The sequence below is a fragment of the Moraxella sp. E33BD genome (genome assembly GCF_041807865.1).
Classification (GTDB): Bacteria; Pseudomonadota; Gammaproteobacteria; order Pseudomonadales; family Moraxellaceae; genus Moraxella; species Moraxella haemolytica.
Genome location: NZ_JBGTZD010000013.1, coordinates 32837 through 53984, shown reverse-complemented (window position 1 = coordinate 53984; position 21148 = coordinate 32837). Strand labels below are relative to the sequence as shown.

32 protein-coding genes are annotated in these 21148 nt (G+C 45.8%); 21 read left to right on the top strand and 11 right to left on the bottom strand.

The features are described 5' to 3' along the window. Positions 1 to 15: 15 nt before the first annotated feature. The 6 genes from ACERC6_RS08885 (at position 16) to ACERC6_RS08860 (ending at position 2064) form a co-directional block, all read left to right on the top strand. Positions 16 to 216 (top strand): helix-turn-helix domain-containing protein, encoded by a 201-nt coding sequence (locus tag ACERC6_RS08885; protein ID WP_373628765.1) that lies wholly within the window; start codon positions 16 to 18, stop codon positions 214 to 216. Beyond that, complete coding sequence (locus ACERC6_RS08880; RefSeq protein ID WP_373628764.1) at positions 213 to 461, top strand: hypothetical protein; 249 nt, start codon at positions 213 to 215, stop codon at positions 459 to 461. Before ACERC6_RS08885 ends, ACERC6_RS08880 begins: the two co-directional genes overlap by 4 nt. Then, a complete protein-coding gene (locus tag ACERC6_RS08875) occupies positions 458 to 682 on the top strand; it encodes a helix-turn-helix domain-containing protein (protein ID WP_373628763.1) in 225 nt (74 codons plus the stop codon). Before ACERC6_RS08880 ends, ACERC6_RS08875 begins: the two co-directional genes overlap by 4 nt. Then, positions 669 to 1085, top strand: a complete 417-nt coding sequence (locus ACERC6_RS08870) for a hypothetical protein (RefSeq protein WP_373628762.1) — start codon at positions 669 to 671, stop codon at positions 1083 to 1085. The genes ACERC6_RS08875 and ACERC6_RS08870 overlap by 14 nt, the downstream gene beginning before the upstream one ends. A gap of 2 nt (positions 1086 to 1087) precedes the next feature. Beyond that, a complete protein-coding gene (locus tag ACERC6_RS08865; RefSeq protein WP_373628761.1) occupies positions 1088 to 1672 on the top strand; it encodes a YdaU family protein in 585 nt (194 codons plus the stop codon). 224 nt (positions 1673 to 1896) lie between these two features. Beyond that, complete coding sequence (locus ACERC6_RS08860) at positions 1897 to 2064, top strand: hypothetical protein (protein WP_373628760.1); 168 nt, start codon at positions 1897 to 1899, stop codon at positions 2062 to 2064. Here the strand turns inward: ACERC6_RS08860 and ACERC6_RS08855 are convergent. Continuing rightward, the gene (locus tag ACERC6_RS08855; protein WP_373628759.1) at positions 2061 to 2210 is read right to left on the bottom strand and encodes a hypothetical protein; all 150 of its coding nucleotides are present in this window, start codon (positions 2208 to 2210) and stop codon (positions 2061 to 2063) included. The two genes, ACERC6_RS08860 and ACERC6_RS08855, sit on opposite strands and share 4 nt — an antisense overlap. A gap of 196 nt (positions 2211 to 2406) precedes the next feature. Between ACERC6_RS08855 and ACERC6_RS08850 the strand changes: the two genes are divergently transcribed. Both ACERC6_RS08850 and ACERC6_RS08845 read left to right on the top strand, forming a co-directional pair. Further along, on the top strand, positions 2407 to 2661 hold the full coding sequence (locus tag ACERC6_RS08850; protein ID WP_284673077.1) for a hypothetical protein: 255 nt from the start codon (positions 2407 to 2409) through the stop codon (positions 2659 to 2661). Continuing rightward, positions 2642 to 2905 carry a hypothetical protein gene (locus ACERC6_RS08845; RefSeq protein WP_373628758.1) on the top strand — a complete coding sequence of 88 codons (264 nt, stop codon included), beginning with the start codon at positions 2642 to 2644 and terminating at the stop codon, positions 2903 to 2905. Before ACERC6_RS08850 ends, ACERC6_RS08845 begins: the two co-directional genes overlap by 20 nt. 128 nt (positions 2906 to 3033) lie before the next feature. On the opposite strand, the gene ACERC6_RS08840 is transcribed toward ACERC6_RS08845, so the two are convergent. Together ACERC6_RS08840 and ACERC6_RS08835 are read right to left on the bottom strand one after the other, a co-directional pair. Next, positions 3034 to 3237 carry a hypothetical protein gene (locus ACERC6_RS08840; RefSeq protein WP_373628757.1) on the bottom strand — a complete coding sequence of 68 codons (204 nt, stop codon included), beginning with the start codon at positions 3235 to 3237 and terminating at the stop codon, positions 3034 to 3036. A gap of 307 nt (positions 3238 to 3544) precedes the next feature. Next, on the bottom strand, positions 3545 to 3706 hold the full coding sequence (locus ACERC6_RS08835; protein ID WP_373628756.1) for a hypothetical protein: 162 nt from the start codon (positions 3704 to 3706) through the stop codon (positions 3545 to 3547). Positions 3707 to 3744: 38 nt separating this feature from the next. Between ACERC6_RS08835 and ACERC6_RS08830 the strand changes: the two genes are divergently transcribed. Then, entirely contained in the window at positions 3745 to 3876 is a 132-nt protein-coding gene (locus tag ACERC6_RS08830) for a hypothetical protein (RefSeq protein ID WP_373628755.1), read from the top strand. Between the two features lie 276 nt (positions 3877 to 4152). Then, on the top strand, positions 4153 to 4941 hold the full coding sequence (locus ACERC6_RS08825; RefSeq protein ID WP_373628754.1) for a KilA-N domain-containing protein: 789 nt from the start codon (positions 4153 to 4155) through the stop codon (positions 4939 to 4941). A gap of 15 nt (positions 4942 to 4956) precedes the next feature. Here the strand turns inward: ACERC6_RS08825 and ACERC6_RS08820 are convergent, their stop codons facing one another. The 8 genes from ACERC6_RS08820 to ACERC6_RS08785 form a co-directional block, all read right to left on the bottom strand. After that, positions 4957 to 5217 carry an ogr/Delta-like zinc finger family protein gene (locus ACERC6_RS08820; RefSeq protein ID WP_373628753.1) on the bottom strand — a complete coding sequence of 87 codons (261 nt, stop codon included), beginning with the start codon at positions 5215 to 5217 and terminating at the stop codon, positions 4957 to 4959. A 64-nt stretch (positions 5218 to 5281) separates the two neighbouring features. Further along, positions 5282 to 6505 carry a DNA primase gene (locus ACERC6_RS08815; RefSeq protein WP_373628752.1) on the bottom strand — a complete coding sequence of 408 codons (1224 nt, stop codon included), beginning with the start codon at positions 6503 to 6505 and terminating at the stop codon, positions 5282 to 5284. Between the two features lie 14 nt (positions 6506 to 6519). Beyond that, the gene (locus ACERC6_RS08810; RefSeq protein WP_284673083.1) at positions 6520 to 7032 is read right to left on the bottom strand and encodes a phage tail protein; all 513 of its coding nucleotides are present in this window, start codon (positions 7030 to 7032) and stop codon (positions 6520 to 6522) included. A gap of 21 nt (positions 7033 to 7053) precedes the next feature. Further along, complete coding sequence (locus tag ACERC6_RS08805; protein WP_373630520.1) at positions 7054 to 10287, bottom strand: phage tail tape measure protein; 3234 nt, start codon at positions 10285 to 10287, stop codon at positions 7054 to 7056. Positions 10288 to 10623: 336 nt separating this feature from the next. Next, a complete protein-coding gene (locus ACERC6_RS08800) occupies positions 10624 to 10722 on the bottom strand; it encodes a GpE family phage tail protein (protein WP_373628774.1) in 99 nt (32 codons plus the stop codon). A 23-nt stretch (positions 10723 to 10745) separates the two neighbouring features. Next, on the bottom strand, positions 10746 to 11030 hold the full coding sequence (locus ACERC6_RS08795) for a phage tail assembly protein (protein ID WP_284673087.1): 285 nt from the start codon (positions 11028 to 11030) through the stop codon (positions 10746 to 10748). A 37-nt stretch (positions 11031 to 11067) separates the two neighbouring features. Next, entirely contained in the window at positions 11068 to 11583 is a 516-nt protein-coding gene (locus ACERC6_RS08790; RefSeq protein WP_284673088.1) for a phage major tail tube protein, read from the bottom strand. A 15-nt stretch (positions 11584 to 11598) separates the two neighbouring features. Continuing rightward, positions 11599 to 12765, bottom strand: a complete 1167-nt coding sequence (locus tag ACERC6_RS08785) for a phage tail sheath protein (RefSeq protein ID WP_373628750.1) — start codon at positions 12763 to 12765, stop codon at positions 11599 to 11601. A 163-nt stretch (positions 12766 to 12928) separates the two neighbouring features. Between ACERC6_RS08785 and ACERC6_RS08780 the strand changes: the two genes are divergently transcribed. The 11 genes from ACERC6_RS08780 to ACERC6_RS08730 all read left to right on the top strand — a co-directional run bounded on the left by ACERC6_RS08780 (position 12929) and on the right by ACERC6_RS08730 (position 21086). Next, positions 12929 to 13546 (top strand): phage baseplate assembly protein V, encoded by a 618-nt coding sequence (locus ACERC6_RS08780; RefSeq protein WP_373628749.1) that lies wholly within the window; start codon positions 12929 to 12931, stop codon positions 13544 to 13546. Next, a complete protein-coding gene (locus ACERC6_RS08775; RefSeq protein WP_284673091.1) occupies positions 13543 to 13875 on the top strand; it encodes a GPW/gp25 family protein in 333 nt (110 codons plus the stop codon). Before ACERC6_RS08780 ends, ACERC6_RS08775 begins: the two co-directional genes overlap by 4 nt. A gap of 12 nt (positions 13876 to 13887) precedes the next feature. After that, positions 13888 to 14781, top strand: coding sequence for a baseplate J/gp47 family protein (locus ACERC6_RS08770; protein ID WP_373628747.1), 894 nt, complete (start codon positions 13888 to 13890; stop codon positions 14779 to 14781). Then, entirely contained in the window at positions 14778 to 15326 is a 549-nt protein-coding gene (locus tag ACERC6_RS08765) for a phage tail protein I (protein WP_373628746.1), read from the top strand. Before ACERC6_RS08770 ends, ACERC6_RS08765 begins: the two co-directional genes overlap by 4 nt. Beyond that, positions 15323 to 17347 carry a phage tail protein gene (locus ACERC6_RS08760; protein ID WP_373630519.1) on the top strand — a complete coding sequence of 675 codons (2025 nt, stop codon included), beginning with the start codon at positions 15323 to 15325 and terminating at the stop codon, positions 17345 to 17347. Before ACERC6_RS08765 ends, ACERC6_RS08760 begins: the two co-directional genes overlap by 4 nt. Before the next feature lies 1 nt (position 17348). Then, positions 17349 to 17939, top strand: coding sequence for a DUF4376 domain-containing protein (locus ACERC6_RS08755; RefSeq protein WP_373628743.1), 591 nt, complete (start codon positions 17349 to 17351; stop codon positions 17937 to 17939). Beyond that, positions 17932 to 18387: an enoyl-CoA hydratase gene (locus ACERC6_RS08750; protein WP_373628742.1), complete on the top strand. Its 456-nt coding sequence runs from the start codon at positions 17932 to 17934 to the stop codon at positions 18385 to 18387. The genes ACERC6_RS08755 and ACERC6_RS08750 overlap by 8 nt, the downstream gene beginning before the upstream one ends. Before the next feature lie 25 nt (positions 18388 to 18412). Then, on the top strand, positions 18413 to 18934 hold the full coding sequence (locus ACERC6_RS08745) for a D-Ala-D-Ala carboxypeptidase family metallohydrolase (protein WP_373628741.1): 522 nt from the start codon (positions 18413 to 18415) through the stop codon (positions 18932 to 18934). A gap of 159 nt (positions 18935 to 19093) precedes the next feature. Beyond that, the gene (locus tag ACERC6_RS08740; protein ID WP_373628740.1) at positions 19094 to 19288 is read left to right on the top strand and encodes a Com family DNA-binding transcriptional regulator; all 195 of its coding nucleotides are present in this window, start codon (positions 19094 to 19096) and stop codon (positions 19286 to 19288) included. Further along, positions 19245 to 20147 (top strand): DNA cytosine methyltransferase, encoded by a 903-nt coding sequence (locus ACERC6_RS08735; protein ID WP_373630518.1) that lies wholly within the window; start codon positions 19245 to 19247, stop codon positions 20145 to 20147. Before ACERC6_RS08740 ends, ACERC6_RS08735 begins: the two co-directional genes overlap by 44 nt. A 141-nt stretch (positions 20148 to 20288) precedes the next feature. Beyond that, on the top strand, positions 20289 to 21086 hold the full coding sequence (locus ACERC6_RS08730) for a DNA adenine methylase (RefSeq protein ID WP_373628738.1): 798 nt from the start codon (positions 20289 to 20291) through the stop codon (positions 21084 to 21086). Positions 21087 to 21148: the final 62 nt, after the last annotated feature.

The window sequence follows — 21148 nt, the reverse complement described above, 5'->3', positions numbered from 1 at the left end:
ATTATAGGAAACATTATGACTGTTGACGAATTAAAAATACTTTACGGTGTTTTCCGAGATTGCCACCTTGCTGACAAATTAAAAATCACAAAAGGTACTGTCAGCAAATGGCGAAGAAATGGCGTGCCTGTAGATTGGCAAATAAGCATCCAAGAAGCATCGGGAAATCGCCTAAAAGCCGATAAAACAAAACTACCATACACACCTACACCATGAAACCCAAAAAAACCCACCAAATCACCGTCCATCTCTCCGAAGAATGCCACGCCGTCATCGGCAGACTGGCGGACGAATGTAATTTGTCAAAGTCGGAATGGCTTTGCCGTCTCATTGAAGACGACCTACGCGACCGCTACCATCGTGCTTATCATGCCATGCAAGTGCTGTCATTGCTAGAGAACGATGAGATTGTTGCGAGCGGTGAGAGCCGATACAACACCGATAAGGACTATCCACTATGACCACCCAAAGCCAATGCGATACCCTGCTTACTCACCTACGCATGGCATCAATCACGCACAAAGAAGCGGTGCAGAAGTATTTCATCATGGGTTTTTTGGCTCGTATCAGCGAGCTAAGACAGATGGGCTACGACATCAAAGACCGCTATGAGACATCACCCACAGGGGCAAGATATAAAGTGTATTATTTAGAAGGAGAATCATCAGATGCTCGCATTTAATCGCCCAACTTGCAATCTACAAGCCCAAGAACAGCTCATATCAGATGCCATCGCCAGCGGCGTGCCTATAACCATTCTGCCAGATTATACGCCAAAGCCACGCCCAGCCCACAGCGTCAAATCATGGAAGGTGATGGACCTACCCAAGCCCAAAAAACCACCCACCGCCACCAAGCCCGGAGAAAGCCACACCAACAAAGAACGCAGAAATCGCCTGCTCAAATGCTTGGAGCGTGTCGGCATCATGACGCCGGAGCAAATCACAGAAAAATTTGGCTACGCCAAGCCCGAAAAAGCCGTCAGTAAGATCAACAGCGAACATGACAGGCTCATCATCCGCACCAAAAAAGTAGCGGTCACAGGCAAAAGACGCAAAGCCGTCTACTTCTGTTATGCGGGGTAACGATGAACTTTTATAATTTCCACATCAATGATTTTAACGCTGCCACTCGCCACCTGTCGCACCTAGAACGGTCGTTCTATCGTGATCTGATAGACATGTACTACGACACCGAAAAGCCCATTACGGGCGATTTGGTAGCGTTGTGTCGCCGTCTTGCCGTTCGCACCGATGACGAGCGTCAAGCATTGCAAAATGTGCTGGACGAATTTTTCACGCTCAAAAATGGCAAATACCGCCACGCTCGCATCGACCGAGAAATCAAGCATTATCAGCACCGCCACACCGAGCGTAACGACCGTAACGAAAAAGTAACGGAGCGTAACGCAAAAAGTAACGGCGAAAATAACGCAAAAAGTAACGGCACACGACTATCCAACGCCCAGCGACAAGCCCGCCACCGCCAAAAAGCCAAAATGCTTGAAACCCTTAAGAATAAAGGCGTAAAGATGGCAAAGGGGGCGACTTTTGACGATATTTTGAACGCCTATAATCGTGTAACGAATGCCCCTGCCGTAACGGAGCGTAACGCAAAAAGTAACGGCAAAAATAACGCTATAACCAATAACCAAGAAATATATATATATTAGCTAGCTATGAGCAGGAGAAAAATTTTGAAAAAAACAATGCAAAAAATCAAAAACCAACGCCTAAGGTCAAAACACCGACAACGCCAGATCCGACATTTGCGTTCAGTCAAGCCCAAAGAGACCTTTGCACCACCAAAGGTCTGAACATTGATGAGACTTTTGCCAAATTTCGCTTGTTTTACACCTCTCGCAATTTCAACTGCACCGAGAAAACTTGGATTGCCATGTTTGATAATTGGCTTGCCAAAGAACGCCTACCGTCTGAACCCAATGCCAAAACTACGGCAGATACAGGGTCAGTCACCCCTACAGGCGAAAGCTACACGGATTATCTTGCTAAAATCCAAGCAGAAAACCGAGCCTTTGCCATCAAGCATGGCATGGTCAACTAGGAGCTAATCATGCGAGTGTATCTAAACCCCGCACAGACCAGACCGCCGTCATCAACAGCGACAAGGCAGACAAAGACGGCAAAATCTGGGTGGAAATCAACCATACCCCACCAGTCAAAATGAGCTATGACGAATTTATCAGCCAATTCACAACCATCGGAGAGCTAAAACCATGACTTCTACCACCTTAGAATTTTTCGTTTGGGGGTTATTTTTCTGGCTAGCGATACTAACTTACAGATACTACAAAGTACTCAATGACATTGTGGCCATATATATCCATCTCAAACACCTGCTAGAAAACAAGCAAACAAACCGAATTCACATCATCAAGGAAAAACTATGAAAAATCATCACAACCACCGCCCACCCCAAACCCCCAAGCGTGGGCAAATCTGGTCGCCAAAAGATGCCGCCCACCACGATGTCATCATTGCAGACACCGCCCCAGATCGTGTGTATCTGCAATATGTGGACAGCCCAGAATTCACCTTCACGATGGACAAATCGACATTTTTAAAATACTACACATTTCACCGTCATCATAGGCATATTCCACTACCAAACACCATCTACAATGAACCATTTTTTGCCTAATTTGCCGATTTCCGCCATCGCAATCATTCGCAATGGCGAAATCCCCTACAAAACAGGTCGTATATGCCACGCCAAGCCCCTTATTTCGCTAAGTTTTGCACCGTCCGACCCATACCACCACCGCACCCATCTTGCCCTGCAATCAAAGCGAGAGATTAAAAAACCGCAGCGACGAGGGCAATTGCACGGCATCATGGAGGAAATGCGTCTGTACTGCCGTGTAATAGCTCATATTGAGCTTTAAATAATTAGGATATACCTAGGGTGCAGACAGGTATATCGTGCAATATAACGCAAATGGTGCTTATATACGATGGGTGCATAATAAAAAAACCGCCAACAATAGGCGGTTTGATGTGTTTTAAGATATGATTATTGGTTTAAGGCTTGGTCGTGGGCAAGTAGAGCGACTTTGACGGCTTTGGCGACAGAGCCATAATGCTCAACCAGTCTATCCAATGCATCTAGAGCCTCTTGGTCTTTTGGCATGAACTGCACGGTGGTGGAACGCAGAGCCTTGGCGTTGTAATTGGCTTTGGCTCGCTTGGTGTATTCGGTGTTGGCATAGTTTGACATGACAAACTCCTTATGGTAGTATAATCAGTAATGTAAGGGGTGGGCGGTGTTTCCAGCCGCCCTGCCGTAGGTTAAACCCTTAGGCACTTGGTATTAGTACGCTGGAGTACTAATCATTACCAAGACCACAACGATCAGAAGTTTTACCAGAACTTTCATCTCGTTTCTCCTTACAGGTTGTCGCTGGTTTTGCTTAACAGGTCAGCGAATTAACCTACAAGGCAAGGCTCCTACCCCTTGCCTTGTTGTTTGTATTATATCCTAGATAGTATATAAAGTCAAGTAATTTATGCCGTAACTGCGTGAATTATTTGGCTTTTTTATTGCCAAAGCCTTTTGTTGTAAATCCCCCATCTACAACACCCCACCATTTACCCCCACGCCATTCATCGACATAATAGCCAACAAGCAAAACGCCCAAAGCTGGCAGGCTCTGGGCGTTTTTAATCAAACGGTTTACAGTAGGCATTATAACAAATGATTGATTTTATTGCAAAGGTTATTGAAATGACAACCAAATCTCTAAAAGAACACGGCTTAATCAAAACTTGCCTTGCTTTAATAGGGCTGATGCTGGTGCTTGCGATGATGATTTTTGTATGGAAACTACCAGAAATTATCCTAGCGATTAAGGCTTGACAAAGGGCAATCAGTGGGCTATGATATGCCCACTACTAAACTCAAAGCGGTCAAACATCACTCCGTCATTGTGATTTTTTTGTACCTAAAATTTGATAAAAAAGTAATACCCAAATTTGGGGTTTACTCAAAATCAAAACAAAATTCGTCTTATGACGGGTTGATAGGGGTAAATACAATACCTGCAAAGGAAATAGCCCCAGCCGTCTTTGAGCGGTAGTTGAGACCCGTTACCCTATTGGGTAATATTCACTAACTAAACTCAAAGGTATCACTATGACAAATCTAGTCATCTCAAATCACACCATCAGCCAAGACAAAAACGGCTTTTTCTCTCTAACTGACCTACATAAAGCAAGTGGTAACGAACCAAAACACGAGCCGAGTCGCTTTTTACGCAATCAGCAAACGCAAGACTTGATTTCAGAAATTGAGCTTGAAAACAAAGTGGCTTACCATACCATTAAGGGCAACCGTTCAGACGGTGCAAAAAGTGGTACTTATGCTTGTGAAGAACTGGTCTGTGCCTATGCGATGTGGATTAGTGCCAAATTTAATCTAATGGTAATCCGAGCGTTTAAGGCTCTTAATACAGGAGCGATTCCTTGCCTAGCCAAAACCACCACCGACGACCGCACCGCCCTACGCCAAGCCATTTCTGCCCTTGTCGGTAAAAAAGGCTTGGGGTATGATGAAGCCTATCGTATGGTGCATCAGTATATGGGCGTTGGTGGTATTGATGAGATTGCCCTTGATGACTTACCAAAGGCGGTAGAGTATGTGCATCGTCTGACGCTAAGTGGTAGCCATGACGACACACACGCTAGGAATAATGCCTTTTGGCGTACTGTGGGCATGATAGAATACGAGCGTCTGTGTGAAGACCTAGATGCCATCTCATCTGTCATCACCCGAGCAGGGCAAACGCTAGCCAATCTCAAGCGTTCAAGGGCACTGGTTTATGATGCCTTGGCTGAACAGCGAATGGCTCATCATGGCAAATACGACCGCCAAGTCATCACCGATGAAGCCTATGCTTTCATTGGGCGAGCATATCAACGATAAGAAAGAATGGCAGACCTAAGCCCACTCTGCCAACTCATCGAACATATCTGGTGTGCTGTCATTACTGGGTGGTCGTCTGCCCTGCGGTAATTTGATGGCAGGGTCTGGGGTGGCAGATGGCGACAGCTCGCCATCGCATTCGCAGTTGTATGTGCCTGCCCAGCCACAGGATAGGTTTTGGCACTGCACCCAGAGGCGGCGCAGCAAAATGTGTTCGTTGCGACTGGTGCGAATGCGGATGGTTTTTTGTTTGCAATGTGGACAGATCCAAGACATGATTTAGCTCCTTATTTTTTTGTTAATTATACCACCGATGATTAAGAACTAAGGGGAAAAATGGCTATTTTTTGGCTTTGGCGCGAGCTTGTTTTTTCTGCTCTCGCGCTTTTCGCCCCTGTTTAGATTTTGGGTTTTTGGGCTTGGTTTTTCGACCGATAGTAATCGGTGGATTGGCTTCATCATGCTCAGCCAGCAGACGCTCGCATTCAATGCTACAGGTATAACCCCCATCATCTAGATGATGCACGACATTCGTCAGCGTCCAATCCATCGCATCAATACTATCTTTAATGCCAATCACCATCGCCGGCATCTGTGGCATGAGTAAGGGTTCTCCGTGTGCCAGCTTGTAGCTGAGTCGTGCGGTGTCTCGGCGTGCTCGCTTATAAACCGCCAACGCTGCATTGGTGGCACTCTTTTTGTCTCGATGCACATAGCGTATCTCATGCACGCTGTCATCTTCTGTGCCGACCAGCACCGGTACTTTGTCTTTTTTGGCGATATCATAAAAATGAGCTCGTACGCCTGATATGCTGTCTGCATTCTCAGTATATCTGTGGCGGTCGCCTAGTGTGCGTGTGATGACCATCGTAGGCAGTGGCTCGCCTGATACGCTCTCATGCACGCCAAGTGGCATCATCAGTAAAATGTCATCTTTGACCATTGCGGTGGCATCAAACTCTGTGGCAAGCCGTGTTAAAAGACTAATGTCTGATTCGTTTTGGTCAAGATGATAAATGTCTTTTTTGGCAAGGTCTGGGTGGATTTTGGCGGTCAAGTTATGTTCATGTGCGATTTTTTGGACGATTTTATCCAGCGTGGTTTTTGCAAAACTGCGTTCTTTTTTTTGTCTGATTGTCTCTTTTAGGTCAGCTGACATGGCTCGGATGCTTAGGGTGTCTGGTGTGCCTTGATGGGTGATTTCATTGACAATAAAAGAGCCTTTATAGACCATGGCTGTTGTATGCCAGCCCAAATAAAGCTCAATCAACGCCCCTTTTGGCGGAATGGCAAGTGTGCCGTCGTGATCAGATAGGCTAATTTCTAGCGTATCTGCCAAAAGCCCCCTGTTGTCTGTCAGCGTCAAGCTGATGAGCCGTGAATGAATGCCATCTGTCATACTTTGTCCATTCACTAATACAGACCAAAGCGGTTGTGGATAACTACGCTCTAGCATATCAGACATACGATCGCTTGCTAGTGTGGCAAAGTCTGCCCCCGCTTGTAGAACGGTTTTTCCCTGCTGTTTGAGTGCATCAATGCGTAAGTTCGCTATCGGATTCATGCTGTTTTCCTTATCTAGATTTGACTTTGACCAATATCAAGCCCATAATCATCTGCCATACCAATCACCTTGCTGGTATCCACGCCATAAGTGGCAGCCGTCTGCAATGCTGCACCACCGACCGCACGCAGGGTGTTATCCTTAAAGGTTTTTGGTGTGCTGATTTGTTTTAACTCGATGGTAAACTCCACTTTTCTTGCCGTGCCATTTTTGAAGAATATGCTGTGCGTCTCACTGATGGATTCAATCACATATTGACCCCACACCCGCCCATTGCCACAAATGAGTGGGTAGGCTTTGCCCTTGTCTGCCATTTCGGATAATTGAATCAGTGATTTTTGATTGCCAAATTCAGGGACGATAGAGCCTGATAGCGTCATATTGTTTTCGCCACGCCCCAAAAACTGATACGCTGGCAATGTACCGATACGGCTGTTCGATGCGTGTCGCCATTCGGTCTTTTGGACAAGCTGTTGATAAGCAGCGGTGCTGATACAAAATACGAACATGCCAATAATCATCATCATAATTTCATCTCCTAATTGCGGTTAATCGGTTAATCTGGCACGGTGCTTGGCGGCTTTGGCTTGCTCGTACCGCTCTAGCTCATCTCGCACCTGTCTGGCTAAGGCGTGAGTATCCATGCCAGATGTTGCTTGGATATTGATTGTAATGTTGCTTGTGCTGGTATGCGATACGCCCGCTGATGATGTGCCAGCCCCCATGGTAACTGCATTGGCAGATTTGATGGGTGTCACATGAGCAGGCTTTGGCATCTGAGCGTTATTGCGACTCATGAGCTTAGGCAGATGGTCTAATGCCATACCAACCAGAGGATTTGTGCTCAATTTTGGTGCAACCATACGCACCAAATCGCCAGTGGCATTGTCCGAGCCGAGCGACTTACCCACGGTTTGCACCATTTTGATGGCAGGATGGGCGGTGTTTGGACTACCAAGATAATCCATTACCGTCCCATAGGTCTTTTTGAGTGTCGCAAATCGGCGTTCAATCCCCACTGTCATGCCGTCCATGATATGACCACCGATTGTACGCATGACACGACTTGGACTGTGAATGTCCATGCTTTTTCGTGAAAAGTTTGGCATGTATGAATTGACTTTCTGCCATAAGCCTTTTAGTCGCTCAAATCCTGCCTTAATACCAGCAATCAGACCATCAATGATGTTCGACCCAATGTTACGCATTGACTCGACCAAGCCTGATAGAAAATCCATGGCGGTATGAAATGCCGACTTGAAGGCGTCTAAAATCGCATTGTTACGGAAAATATCAACCAAGCCATTCCAAGCACTCTTGGCGGTCGTCTGAATATCGCCCCAAAGCGTACTAAAAAAGGTGCTGATGCTATCCCAGTTGGCAATAATCATGCGTGGTATGCCAATGATGGGGATGATAAAATTTAAAATAGGATTTTGGGTAAAGATATCGTCAATCGTACTAACAATACTCTTAAATACATTGACCGCACCAGCGACCGCTCCTACAACCTTATCCCAATTGGCATAGATGTTCGACCCAATGTTACGCATTGACTCGACCAAGCCTGATAGAAAATCCATGGCGGTATGAAATGCCGACTTGAAGGCGTCTAAAATCGCATTGTTACGGAAAATATCAACCAAGCCATTCCAAGCACTCTTGGCGGTCGTCTGAATATCGCCCCAAAGCGTACTAAAAAAGGTGCTGATGCTATCCCAGTTGGCAATAATCATGCGTGGTATGCCAATGATGGGGATGATAAAATTTAAAATAGGATTTTGGGTAAAGATATCGTCAATCGTACTAACAATACTCTTAAATACATTGACCGCACCAGCGACCGCTCCTACAACCTTATCCCAATTGGCATAGATGAGATAAGCCGCCACCGCAATCGCTGCCATGATGGCGATGATGGGGTTGGTCAGCATGAGTCTGCCTAGTGTCAAAAACGCCTTGCCCACCCCAAAAATGGCGGTTTTGACAAAGCCAAACACCCCTGACAAAGGCTTTAAAATAATGGCAAATTTAGCAAAAATTGTCCCTAGTGTTACCGCGCCCCCAGATAAATTCGCCAAAAATAGATTCAGCGAAAAAAATGGCATAAGAACCAAACTTGCCGTCCCTGCTAACAGTGCCAATGCCCCCAAAAGTGCTACCGCTGCCGCTGCCGCCTTTGCTAAACCTTCAAAGATATTTGGGTGAGTGCTTGCCAATTCGCTTATCTTATCCATCACGGTTGAGACACGATCTGCAAGGTCCGCCAAGATTGGCAACAAATGCTTGCCAAAATCCTTGCCGAAGTTTTGCATCTTCACCTTAGCCTGTTCAATCCTAAAAGCCGTCGTTGAGACAGCAGAATCATATTCGGTATCAACCGAGCCACCGACTTTATTGTTATCTTTTAGGTCGGATGCATAACTTTGAAATTTGGTAGGATTGTTCATCATCTGTGCTAGCACAGGCAAGGCTTCATCGCCACTGATCATACCGGCATATGCCAAACGCTGCTCTTTAGGCAGTCTGCCAAGCATCTCAAGATATTTTTTGATGGCTTTTTCTGGATCTTTGAGCATATCTACCGCCATTTTTTCGGCAGTCGTCCCCAAAGCCAACCAAGCCTTTTTTTGAGATTTGGTTGCAGAATCTCCTTTGGTGAGTGATTTGATGATGTTTTTTAGACCTGTACTGGCAGATGATGGGTCGATGCCGGACAATGACGCTCCCATTGCTGCGATCAGCTCGCCAGAGACACCAGCAGCAGCACCGACCGAACTAACTCTTTGTACCACTTCTAGGATATGGGTGGCGTTGTTGGTTGAGTTGTTGCCCAGATAGTTGATTTGGTCGGCTAGATGCTCCACATCATTCTGCGACAGCGTAAGCGTAGAACGCAGCTCTGCAAGAGATTGCCCCACGTCCCCTGCTGCCATATCCCACGCCACCGAAATTTTGGAGGCAGATTCAGCAAACTGCATCAGCTCATTTTTGGCAATACCACCTTGAGCACCACCTGCAACAATGGCAGCAACATCAAAAAAACGCTTACCCAGACGGTTTGACATCTGAGTCATCTGTGCTTCAAACTGATGATATTCTTGGGTAACCTTGCCATTAATCTTCAGCCCATCAACCACTTTGGCGACATCTGCCATAGATTGTTCAACATCAATGGCAAGTTTGGTGGGTATCGCCAATGCAATACCTGTTTTAGCAGCCCAACCAAAGGTGGTTGCCGATGCGTTTTTTAGTCCATTAGAAAGATTTTTGGCTTTGTCATACCGCTGTTCGGCTTTTTCTAGCCTTTTTTGTTTAGATATTTGGTTTTCAAGTGCTAAAGATACCCGATTAACATTGCGTTTTATGATTTTTTGCACATCAGCAAAACTTTTTCCTTGATACCCTGCTTGATTTAACTCTTGACGATAGGCTAAAAGTTTACTTTTACCTTGACTGACAGCATTTTCTAATTTTTTGGTTTCTGATTCGGCTTTTTTTAGCTCTTGTGCCAACTGCTTGCCACCGCCTTTGGACAGCTGTTGTTGCAAGGCGGCTACTTTTTTTCGGTGGTTGTCTAAGGCTTGGCTGTTTTGTTCAAAATCCGCCTTAAGCTTGATGAATGTGTCATTCTCAAGCTGAAACTTACTAAGCTGTGTCAGCTTCTTTTGAGTATCGTTGAGTTGACTTGTCAGCTTTTTGGCAGATGTATTGATTTTCTTCACAGCAGATGAAAGCTGGTCATTGCCTTTAAAATTGATATTTAAAAATAATACACTCATTACAATCCTTGACTTTCACTCAAACAATGGTAAGATAAAACAAACTTAGGGGGCTTACGATGACCGATAGACTTGACAAACTTCTCAAAAAACAACTACACCCAGAAGAAATCGCCCGCCAAAAACAAATGGAAGACACGCTAAAGCTGATTGCCAAAGCGGACAAATGCTTACAAGATGGGGAAAAAAACGCCAATTGTGGGCTGAACAAAGTGCTAAGCGTGCCAAAAAACGCTCAACATTTAGCCTGCTTAAAGTTTTGGGTATTTCTGCCATTGTTTACACCCTGTTTTTTTAACCCCTTACCACAAAACCCCGCCGATTGGCGGGGGTTTTTTAAGATACCTGATGACGCTCTACCGCCAGAATATTCCAGCTCATCAGCTCATCAAGCGTAAAGTCTGCACAATCTGACAGCGTCCAGCCAAAGACCACCGCCAGATTGGCAATCACCTCTTCTACTCGCTTGGGGTAGCCGTGTTCTCGTCCGCCAAAAAACCCAAAACCTCACCGACCAACTCCATAAAATCGCTGATTTCCATGCGTTCAAGGGCAGGCTGTGGAATGCTTGGCGTGGTAACACGGGGGATAAGTTTTAATAGCTCTTCAGCCTCAAAATTAAACAGCTTGGTAAGGCTGATGCCTTTTAGATGGCTGACGAATGGCTTGGTAATGGTGATATCAGTGATGGTGTTGTCACCAAGTTTAACGCCATGGGCTAGGGTGATTTGTTTGGTATTCATGATTAATCCTTATTTTTTGGTGAAAAGTGAATTCAATTTAAGCACCGATATTTTTGCGGTGCGCTGCTAGCATATCTTTACCATTGACTTTCTCGATCATATTTGGGATATCAATCTCAATAACGACCTTGCCATCAATGGTGAGCTTGTAGTAGCTCCAGATAGTCTTAATGGCAACCTCGGTGTCTTCGCCTGATTGGGCTGAGCCTAGGTTAATCTCCTCATGGCGACCACGCACCACAATCTCCACAGCGGTGGTTTCGCCTGTGTCGTCTTGCTGATAAGACCCTGCAAAACGCAATGGCACGCCAGATACAGTCGGCGAGCCGAATTGTTCCAATACAATCTTATCAATACCGCCTAGCTTCCATTCAAATTCTGTCATGTCATCGGATAGACCCAAATCCACCTTGACCGAGCCGTTCATACCACCGCCACGCCAGTCTTCAAGTTTTCTCCCAAGTTTTGGCAAGGTTACTTCGCCCGTCTGACCAAGATAGCTGTTGCCATCATTAAAAAGATTCATCAGTTTTAATTTTTTGGGTAATGCCATTTTTTATCTCCTTTTTTACGCATTCACACGAGCGACCAACTCAGCCAGATAGCTGTCAGTGATACGCTGACGCAAAGTCAAATTCTCCAGCGGTGGCACTGGCGTATAGTCATAATCAATACGCAGATGACCGTCTTTGAGCGTATCTTTGCCGTTTAGTTCTGGGTCATACCAGCATGAGCCGTCAATGATGTAGCCTTGTGCTTTTAAGTCACGGAATTTGGCGTTAATGCCTTCGATAATATCTCGGATAAGACTTGGGTGTAGTGGCTTATCCACTGCCCACATATGAGCTTCGGTAATGGTGTCGGCAAGCACTTGGGCCGTGCGAGTGTAATTTTCAAAGGCAAATAGCGGATCGCCCGAACAAGTGCGAGAACCCCAAAATCTAAAACCGTCTCGCTGAATCAGTGTGGTTACCTCGTTTTCGTTGAGATATCCTGCATCTGTCGCTGATGATTGCAACTGAAAATAGACATCTTTTGAAATGCCAGTTACGCCATTGACAGGCACATTAGATAGGGTCTTATGCCAACCAACCTCTTGATCAAGTTTGGCTCTTAGTCCCAACGCATAAGCCACCGCAGGAGCAGGCACATTGGTATTCTTGGTGGTGTCCCACGCCAGAAAGCTTGGCCAAATCACCATCATCTCACGACTACCGTGCGTGTCTCGGTAGGCTTTGGCCTCTTCTTTGGTGTTGGCACCATGTGCCGATACATAAGCAAATGCTCTAAGCTGCTGGGCAATCGCACCTAGTGCCGTTGCTACCGCTGGCGTATCTAAATCAGGAACACCTAAAATGCGTGGCTTGATGCCCAATTTTGCTTCAGCGGTCAACAACGCTTTCATGCCTGTGTAAACGCCGTTTTCGGTCGTGCCGACAATCGCAGATGTCTGAGCGGACTCGTCTTCATGATAGGGCACACGCACCACGACTGTCATCGCATTGGTTTGGTCGGCGATGGCTTGTAGAGACTTAGCAAGCGTCCCTTCTTTTCCAGCCTTGCCAATGGCGGACTGGATATTGGTAATCAACACCGGAGTATTTTCTGGGAAAAATTGGGCGTCTGCATCTGATGCTGTGCCAATCAGTCCGATAACCGCGGTGGATACGGTTCTGATTGGGCGTGTGCCTTCGTTAATCTCAAGCACTTTGACGCCATGGTGGTAATCGGTCATATAGACTCCTTGGTGGTCAAAATCAAAACATCTCTAGCATACCCACAAGCACAGCAAAAATCGCTCTGCTTGTGTTGTAAAACCGCAATCTACAACACCAAAAATGCCAATCTCTTCATGACGATTGGTAATATAAAACCAACTTTAATGGGGAATTCAATCCATGCACGATATCATAAGACGACTTGAGAATCTGATCCGACTTGGCACTGTCGCCAGTGTGGACCACACCGATGCACGCTGTACTGTCGATTGTGCAGGCATCATTACCGCCCCACTACCATGGATCACCGCCCGAGCTGGCACAGATAGAACTTGGGATGCTCCCACAGTGGGTGAGCAGGTGCTTATCTTCGCCCCTAGTGGTGAGATGATGCAAGCGGTTGTACTGACAGGCATTTATCATGATAAGCACCCTGCCCCAAGCAACCAACCAAACATTAAAACACGGCATTTTGAAGACGGTTGTACCATCACTTATGACACCAAAACGCACGCACTAGATGTGATTTTGCCCAATGGTGGCACAGCCGTCATTACCGCCAATGGTGGCGTAACCATCAACGCCAATGGTGGTGCAACCATCAATGGCAACACAAAAATCAATGGCAACCTGACCATCTCTGGTAGTCTGGCTGGTGGCACAGCAGGCGGTGGCGGTGCAACCATCAACGGTGCAGTAACAGCGACAGGCGATGTCATTGCTGGCAATATCAGCCTACAAAACCACAAACACCGTGAACAAGGAGATGGTGCGATGACATCAGGAGCGATGCCATGATCAGCAAAGATAACGGTAAAGTCATCAGCTACATCAATCAAATTCGCCAATCCATCGGCGATATATTGACCACGCCCATTGGTAGCCGTGTCATGCGTCGTGAATATGGCTCACTGTTGCCAGAACTCATTGATCGTCCGATTGATGATGTGTTGATTTTGCAGTGCTATTCGGCGATTTATAGTGCGATTTTAAGGTGGGAAAACCGTGTCATCATTGAGTCCATCAGTATCGGTCAAATCGACCAAGGCGTACTAGAAGTACAACTATACGCACACTTCAACGAGCTTGGTGGCGATGGTGTGCTAGATGTCAGCCTAAGATTCTAAGGAAAATAAGATATGAGTGTGGATTTTAGTACGCTTGCCAAACCAGACATGATTGAAGTGCTTAACTATGAAACGATTCTGGAGAGTCGCAAACAGGCTCTCATCGCTCGTTTTTATGGGCAAGAGCAGGATAATATCCGTGCGATTTTATCTCGTGAGTCCGAACCATTAACCAAGTTTGTGGAAGAAAATGCGTATCGTGAGCTTATCTTGCGCAATCGCATCAATACTGTCGCTCGCTCCTGTCTTTTGGCTTATGCAACAGGGTCGGATCTTGACCACATCGCTGCTAATTTCAATGTTATTCGCCTGCTGATCTCACCAGCGACTGAAGACAGTCCCGCCGTCTATGAATCAGATGAAGTGTTCCGCTCTCGTGTTCAGCGTGCCTTTGATCGTCTGTCTGTCGCAGGTCCAGAAGCTGCGTATCAATACCATGCACTATCCGCCGATGGTCGTGTTGCTGATGTGGCAGTAACCAGCCCAAGCCCTGCTGTGGTTAATATTGCCATTTTACAGACCGACAGCGAAACAGGTGAAGCTTCTGATGAGCTTGTCAATATCGTTGCCAATGCAGTCAATGCCGAAAATGTACGCCCCATTGCTGACCGTGTGAGCGTACAATCAGCACAAATACACAGATACCGTATCGAGGCGAAACTATACATCGACAAAGACCCAGAAGCTACCACCGTGCTTGCTACCGCTACCGCAAAAACCCAAGCATACACGCACGCCAAAAACCGCATCGGCCGCTCAGTACGACTCACCGCCATTCATCACTGCCTACACATTGATGGCGTGGCACGCATTGAGCTGATTGAACCAAAAGCTGATATTAGCATCAACGCATTGCAAGCGGCGTATTGTGAATCCATCAACATTACCATCGGAGGTATTGAATGATACGCCCAAATCATCTGTTGCCACCAAACGCCACGCAATTTGAGCATAAGATTACTGACACACTTGCAGACAATACCCTTCTTGATGTCAATATCGATACGCTAAACCGCATTGATGAAGTTGATGATGAATTTTTGGGACTGCTCGCATGGCAATACTCGGTGGATAGCTGGGATAGTGATTGGCAATCGTCTCTAAAACGAGAGCTGATTAAAAAATCTTTTTACAACCATCAGCTCAAAGGCACACGAGCCGCTGTGCGGCGGATTTTGGCGGATTTTGGTTATGAAGCAAAGTTTGTTGAGTGGTGGCAAACAGAACCACCACTACCAGCTGGCTCATTCACACTAGAACTATCCACTTATGGACGAGAGCTGTCTGAAGCGGTCTATGTTGAGATTAACAGACTTGTCAATGATGCCAAGCCAGTCAGTCGCCATCTTGCCAATCTTGCCATCACACTCAACCCACGCATCGATGTGTATCTGGCAGTCGTGATGCAGGCAGCCGATGAAATTATTGTTTATCCAAAGGAGAGCACATGAGTAACCATCACACAATCATGACAAACAATGGCAAAGCACTCTTTGCCATCGCTGCCGCTTCAAACGAAAGTATCAATATCACACATTTGGCAGTTGGCGATAGCAACAATGTAAACATCACACCCACCGCCACGCAGACTAAGCTGGTGCATGAACGCCATCGCATCGCCGTCAATAGTGTCGAACGCCACCCAACCAATGCCAACTGGATTGAGATCAATGCCATTATTCCATCAGACTCAGGTGGCTATACGGTGCGAGAAATTGGGCTGTATGCAGACAGCACGCTCATCGCTGTCGGCTCATTTCCGGCAACCTACAAACCTGCTCAAGATGATGGCGTGACTCGTGAAATGTCAATTCGCATCATCATCGCAGCAGAGAATGCTTCTGTTGTCACCGTTACACTAGATGATTCATTGGTGTATGCAACCAAAAAATGGACTCAGGATAATTTTATCAATCACAACGAAGTCATCAATACGCTAACAAGCACCGATACGGTCAAACCGCTATCAGCCGCACAAGGTAAAGTGCTAAACGATACCAAGCTGGGTAAAACAGAAAACGCCGCTACCGCAACCAAACTAAGAACCGCACGCACCATTAACGGTGTGGCGTTTGATGGTACAGCCAATATTACCATTTTTGATGACACCAAAGCAGCTGCTGACCACCGCCACAATTGGAGAGAGATTGATAGCAAACCAACAACGCTTGTAGGCTATGGCATCACAGATTTTCGGGTGCAGACAGCAACAGGAGACCTTGACACTTATACAGATGACGGTATTTATAGCTTTAATTCATCAGGCAGTATGTCTAATGCACCAGTCCCGTCCGCAAGCGGTCATCTGATTGTCATTGCAGGGGGCAATAGCAACGCTAACTGGTGCAGACAGATTTTTAAGAAGCATTACAGTAATGAGACCTATGAACGCTATCGCAACAGTAGAAACAATACCTGGTCCGACTGGATGCGTACCGATGGCACAATCAACAACACCTTATCATCGACTGCGACAGATCAATCACTATCAGCCGCACAAGGTAAAGTGCTAAACGATACCAAGCTGGGTAAAACAGAAAACGCCGCTACCGCAACCAAACTAAGAACCGCACGCACCATTAACGGTGTGGCGTTTGATGGTACAGCCAATATTACCATTTTTGATGACACCAAAGCAGCTGCTGACCACCGCCACAATTGGAGAGAGATTGATAGCAAACCAACAACGCTTGTAGGCTATGGCATCACAGATTTTCGGGTGCAGACAGCAACAGGAGACCTTGACACTTATACAGATGACGGTATTTATAGCTTTAATTCATCAGGCAGTATGTCTAATGCACCAGTCCCGTCCGCAAGCGGTCATCTGATTGTCATTGCAGGGGGCAATAGCAACGCTAACTGGTGCAGACAGATTTTTAAGAAGCATTACAGTAATGAGACCTATGAACGCTATCGCAACAGTAGAAACAATACCTGGTCCGACTGGATGCGTACCGATGGCACAATCAACAACACCTTATCATCGACTGCGACAGATCAATCACTATCAGCCGCACAAGGTAAAGTGCTAAACGATACCAAGCTGGGTAAAACAGAAAACGCCGCTACCGCAACCAAACTAAGAACCCCACGCACCATCAACGGTGTGGCATTTGACGGCACAAGAGACATTACCATTCCTTTTAATTTTAATGTGCAATCACTACGCTCTGATAATGGTTATTTGAAATTTCCAGATGGCACGATTATCCAATGGGTGTCAAAAAATGTCAGACTCCACAACTTAGATTCTTTGGAGCATACCTATACAATGCCAGTGCAGTTTCCCAATAAAGTGGTAAGCACAAACGCCTTTGTAGCCAAACCCAATATCTCTGCCAGTAGCTATATCGCAGATATTGTTTGGACACAACACAATTGGATACTCAAATGCATATTTAAAAAAGTAATAAACACGAGTACGACCACAGATGATTACACTCTCTTTATTTTAGCAATAGGATACTAACATGATAAAGTTTAGCCCAAGTAAGCAAACATTTTATGATACCAGTTTTGAATATCATGACTTACCTGATGATTTAGTAGAAATCTCAAAAGATGAACACACCAAGCTATTAGAACAAATCAATGATGGTTATCACATCTTAGCGGATTTATCTGCCATTAAACGACCATCTATTTATCATCAATATATCAATGGTAAGTGGGTGTTATCTATTGATAAAAACCAAGCACAGCAAGATGCATGGGAAGCCATCAAACAAAAACGCCACACCATCACTCGTGGCGGGGTTTATGTCAAATCGGTCAAAAAGTGGTTTCATACGGACGACAGCTCTCGCACGCAGTACTTGGCTTTGCAGATTTTGCCCGAGCTGCCGCCTGATTTGACATGGAAAACGATGGATAACAGCTTTGTGCCGATGACCAAAGCACTTTTGACCGAGCTTGCGATGACGATTCTGCAAGCCGAACAAGCCGACTTTGCCAATGCTGAAAAGCACCGTTTGGCAATGTTGCAGGCACAAAATCCCTTGGAATACGATTATTCAAAGGGCTGGACAGCTATTTATGAACAAGGAGCAACCAATGAATAAAGTCTATCTTGCCTGTTACCGTGGGCGTGGCGATAAGCTCGCTCACCGACTATGCGATGGCATCACTCGCTTTTTTACTCGTGGCAAATACAGCCATTGTGAGATTGCCATTGCCTTGCCTGACGGTCGTTATGAATGCTATTCATCAAGTGTGCGTGAAGGTGGTGTCCGCACCAAAATAATGCCCTTAAATCCTGATAAATGGGACTTAATCGCCCTTGATGGCATTTCGCCCGAACAAATTACCCGTTATTACCGACAAAATCACGGCTCGGATTATGACCTTTTGGGAGCGTTGGGCTGTGTGGCAGGACTACCACAAAACGCAGATAAATTCTTTTGTTCTGAGTGGTGCTATAACGCCATCTTTGGTTCAAACCAAGGCTTTCGGTTTAGCCCTAACCAACTTGCTGAGATTGTTCGCCATTTATCCATTTTGGATAACTAATTTTGGTCTTATTTAGGAGAAATCAATGCCAAATCCAAGTAACCACCTAACCCAAATCACGCCACATTTTAGCTACCGTGAGCTGACAAGAAGCGAAACCGCCAGACGGCACGGGGTCGCCAATACCCCAAGCCAAAGCGATCTTGCCAATATCACTTATACCGCTCATCAGCTTGAAAAGGTGCGTGCTTATCTCAATGACAAATACCAAAAGCCCATATTCATCATCGTAACTTCTTGCTTTCGTAGCGAAAAGGTCAATAAACTGGTTGGTGGTTTAAAAACTTCCGCTCATCGCTTTGGACTGGCGGCGGATTGTGATGCCACAGGCTTTACATCTGTGGCTTTTGCCAAAGAAATCATCCAAATGCGAGACAAGGGCTTGATTGCCTTTGACCAGCTGATTTTGGAATTTCCAGAAAGAGGTGATGGAGCATGGGTGCATTTGGGCTTTAAAAAAGACGGCAAAGGTCAAAGAAATCAAATCTTAACCGCCACCAAACGAAACGGCAAAACTGTGTATTTGCAAGGCTTGCAAGGAGGTTAAGATGATTTAGATTAAACGATAAAAAAGAAAAGACGGTCGGTATGACGGTGTGCGACCACCGCCATACCAGCCACGCAGTGTGAGTGCGTAAGCCCAAAGAACCGCCTGCTTAGCTAAGCGGTGTTATTTTACCACAAAATCCATAGGATTACGCAAAAAATGAAACAGCATTGCACAAATTGCAAAAAACTTTTAGCCATTGGCACAGGCAATTTTGCCATCAAATGCCCTCGTTGCAAAACTTTAAATCAAATTAACACACAAACCAAAGAATGCCACGAGCATCATAACCCTTTAAATAAGGAAGCCTATGAATGCTCAAAACAACCCCCAGCCAACCCAATCCGCCCCTAACCCAAAACAATCCTCAAAATCCAAACCCAGTGTCGGCAGTCTCTTTGCTGGCATTGGCGGATTTGACTTGGGATTTGAAAACGCAGGTTTTCACACCGGTTGGCAAGTGGAGATTGACCCCATTTGTCGAGCGGTTTTGTCAGACCGTTTCCCCCACGCCAAGCAATTTGACGATGTTAGAGACTGCTTGCCAAAACTCCAAGTCTTGCCAAATGGCGGAAGTGTCGATGTCATCATCGGCGGTTTCCCCTGTCAAGATGTGTCAATGGCAGGCAAAAGAGCAGGACTTCACGGACAGCGGACAGGCTTGTTCTTTGATGCTGTCGGTATTATCCAAGCAATTAAGCCAAGATTTGTTGTGCTTGAAAATGTCACAGGTCTCATCAATTCCAACGATGGCAAAGACCTACAAACAGTCATTGAAACGCTTGCCCAATGCGGGTATGTGGGATTTTGGCGAGTGCTGGACAGCCGTTATTTCGGAGTCCCCCAAAAACGCCTTAGAGTATTCTTGGTCGCAGGTCTTGGAGAATACCCACCATTTAGCCTTATGGCTGACTTGGGGTCAGTGGAACGCATTTCTGGCAAGACTGAATCGCAATCGAGCTGGGCGGATGCACACCATACGCTACTGGCAGGGGTCGGCTCATCAGCCATCAACATCAATTGTGCCGATATCATCGCTGTCGCCCACGGATGGGGTCAGATGGCTATCAGGGAGCGAACGACTGTCGATGATGGGCTTTGCAAAGGATTGGATGAGACCAACGCTTGTAAGGCTAGGGCTGCGGGAAACGCCGTCTGTCCGCAAGTCGCACAATTTATCGCAAGCCACTTGATGACAGCTTTTTATTCCTAACCTAACCCAAATCCCAACAATCCAAACGCTTTGAGTGTCCTGAACGCCTTTAACTTTAAAAGGATAAGTTTATGACACTCAATTCACTTTCTACCAAACACCAAAAAACCGCTCCCTTGCCATTCCACAGGGCAAAAGCGAATGTTTTTAAGGCACTTTGAAAAAATCTTAAAAGATAATGTCCCAAATGACGGCGAAGGCTTTGCAGTGCTTGATGTCTTCGGCGGTTCTGGACTACTTGCTCACAATGCCAAGCGTATCTTGCCCAAAGCTACCGTCATTTATAACGACTTTGATGGTTATGCCGAGCGTTTGGCTCATATTCCCACCACCAATCGCTTACGCCAAGAGCTGTTTGAAATCTTAAAAGACGAGCCAAGAAGCGTGAAATTATCAAACACCGCCAAAGCCAAAGTCCTAGACCATATCCGTAAAAGTGCCGACAACGGGGCTTTTGTTGATGTGCAAACCTTGGCAGGTTGGCTGTTGTTTAGCGGTCGTCAAGTTGCTAATTTGGACGAATTTTTAGCCGAAAGTACCTTTTACAACCGCATTGTCAAAACTGATTATCCAAATGCAGATGGCTATCTTGACGGGCTTATCCTTGAATGCCTAGATTTTGAAAAGCTGTTACAAAAATACCAAGACACCCCAAATTGTTTACTGTTGCTTGACCCACCTTATCTATGTACCGCACAAGGGGCTTATGCCAAGCATGGCTATTTTGGTATGACGAAGTTTTTAAGGCTTATGCAGTTTGTGCGTCCACCTTTTATCTTTTTTAGCTCTACCAAAAGCGAGTTGATGGATTATATGGCTTATGTAGAGCAGTACGAGCCACCCACTTGGCAAAGGGTTGGAGGCTTTGAGCGGATTGTTATCAATGCTCGCATTAACGCACAAATTGGCTATGAGGATAATATTTTGGTTAAGTTTTAAAAAGTGGAAATTCATTGCAAAAAGACTGGACTACGCCCTATGAGTACGGCAGTATGTGCCTT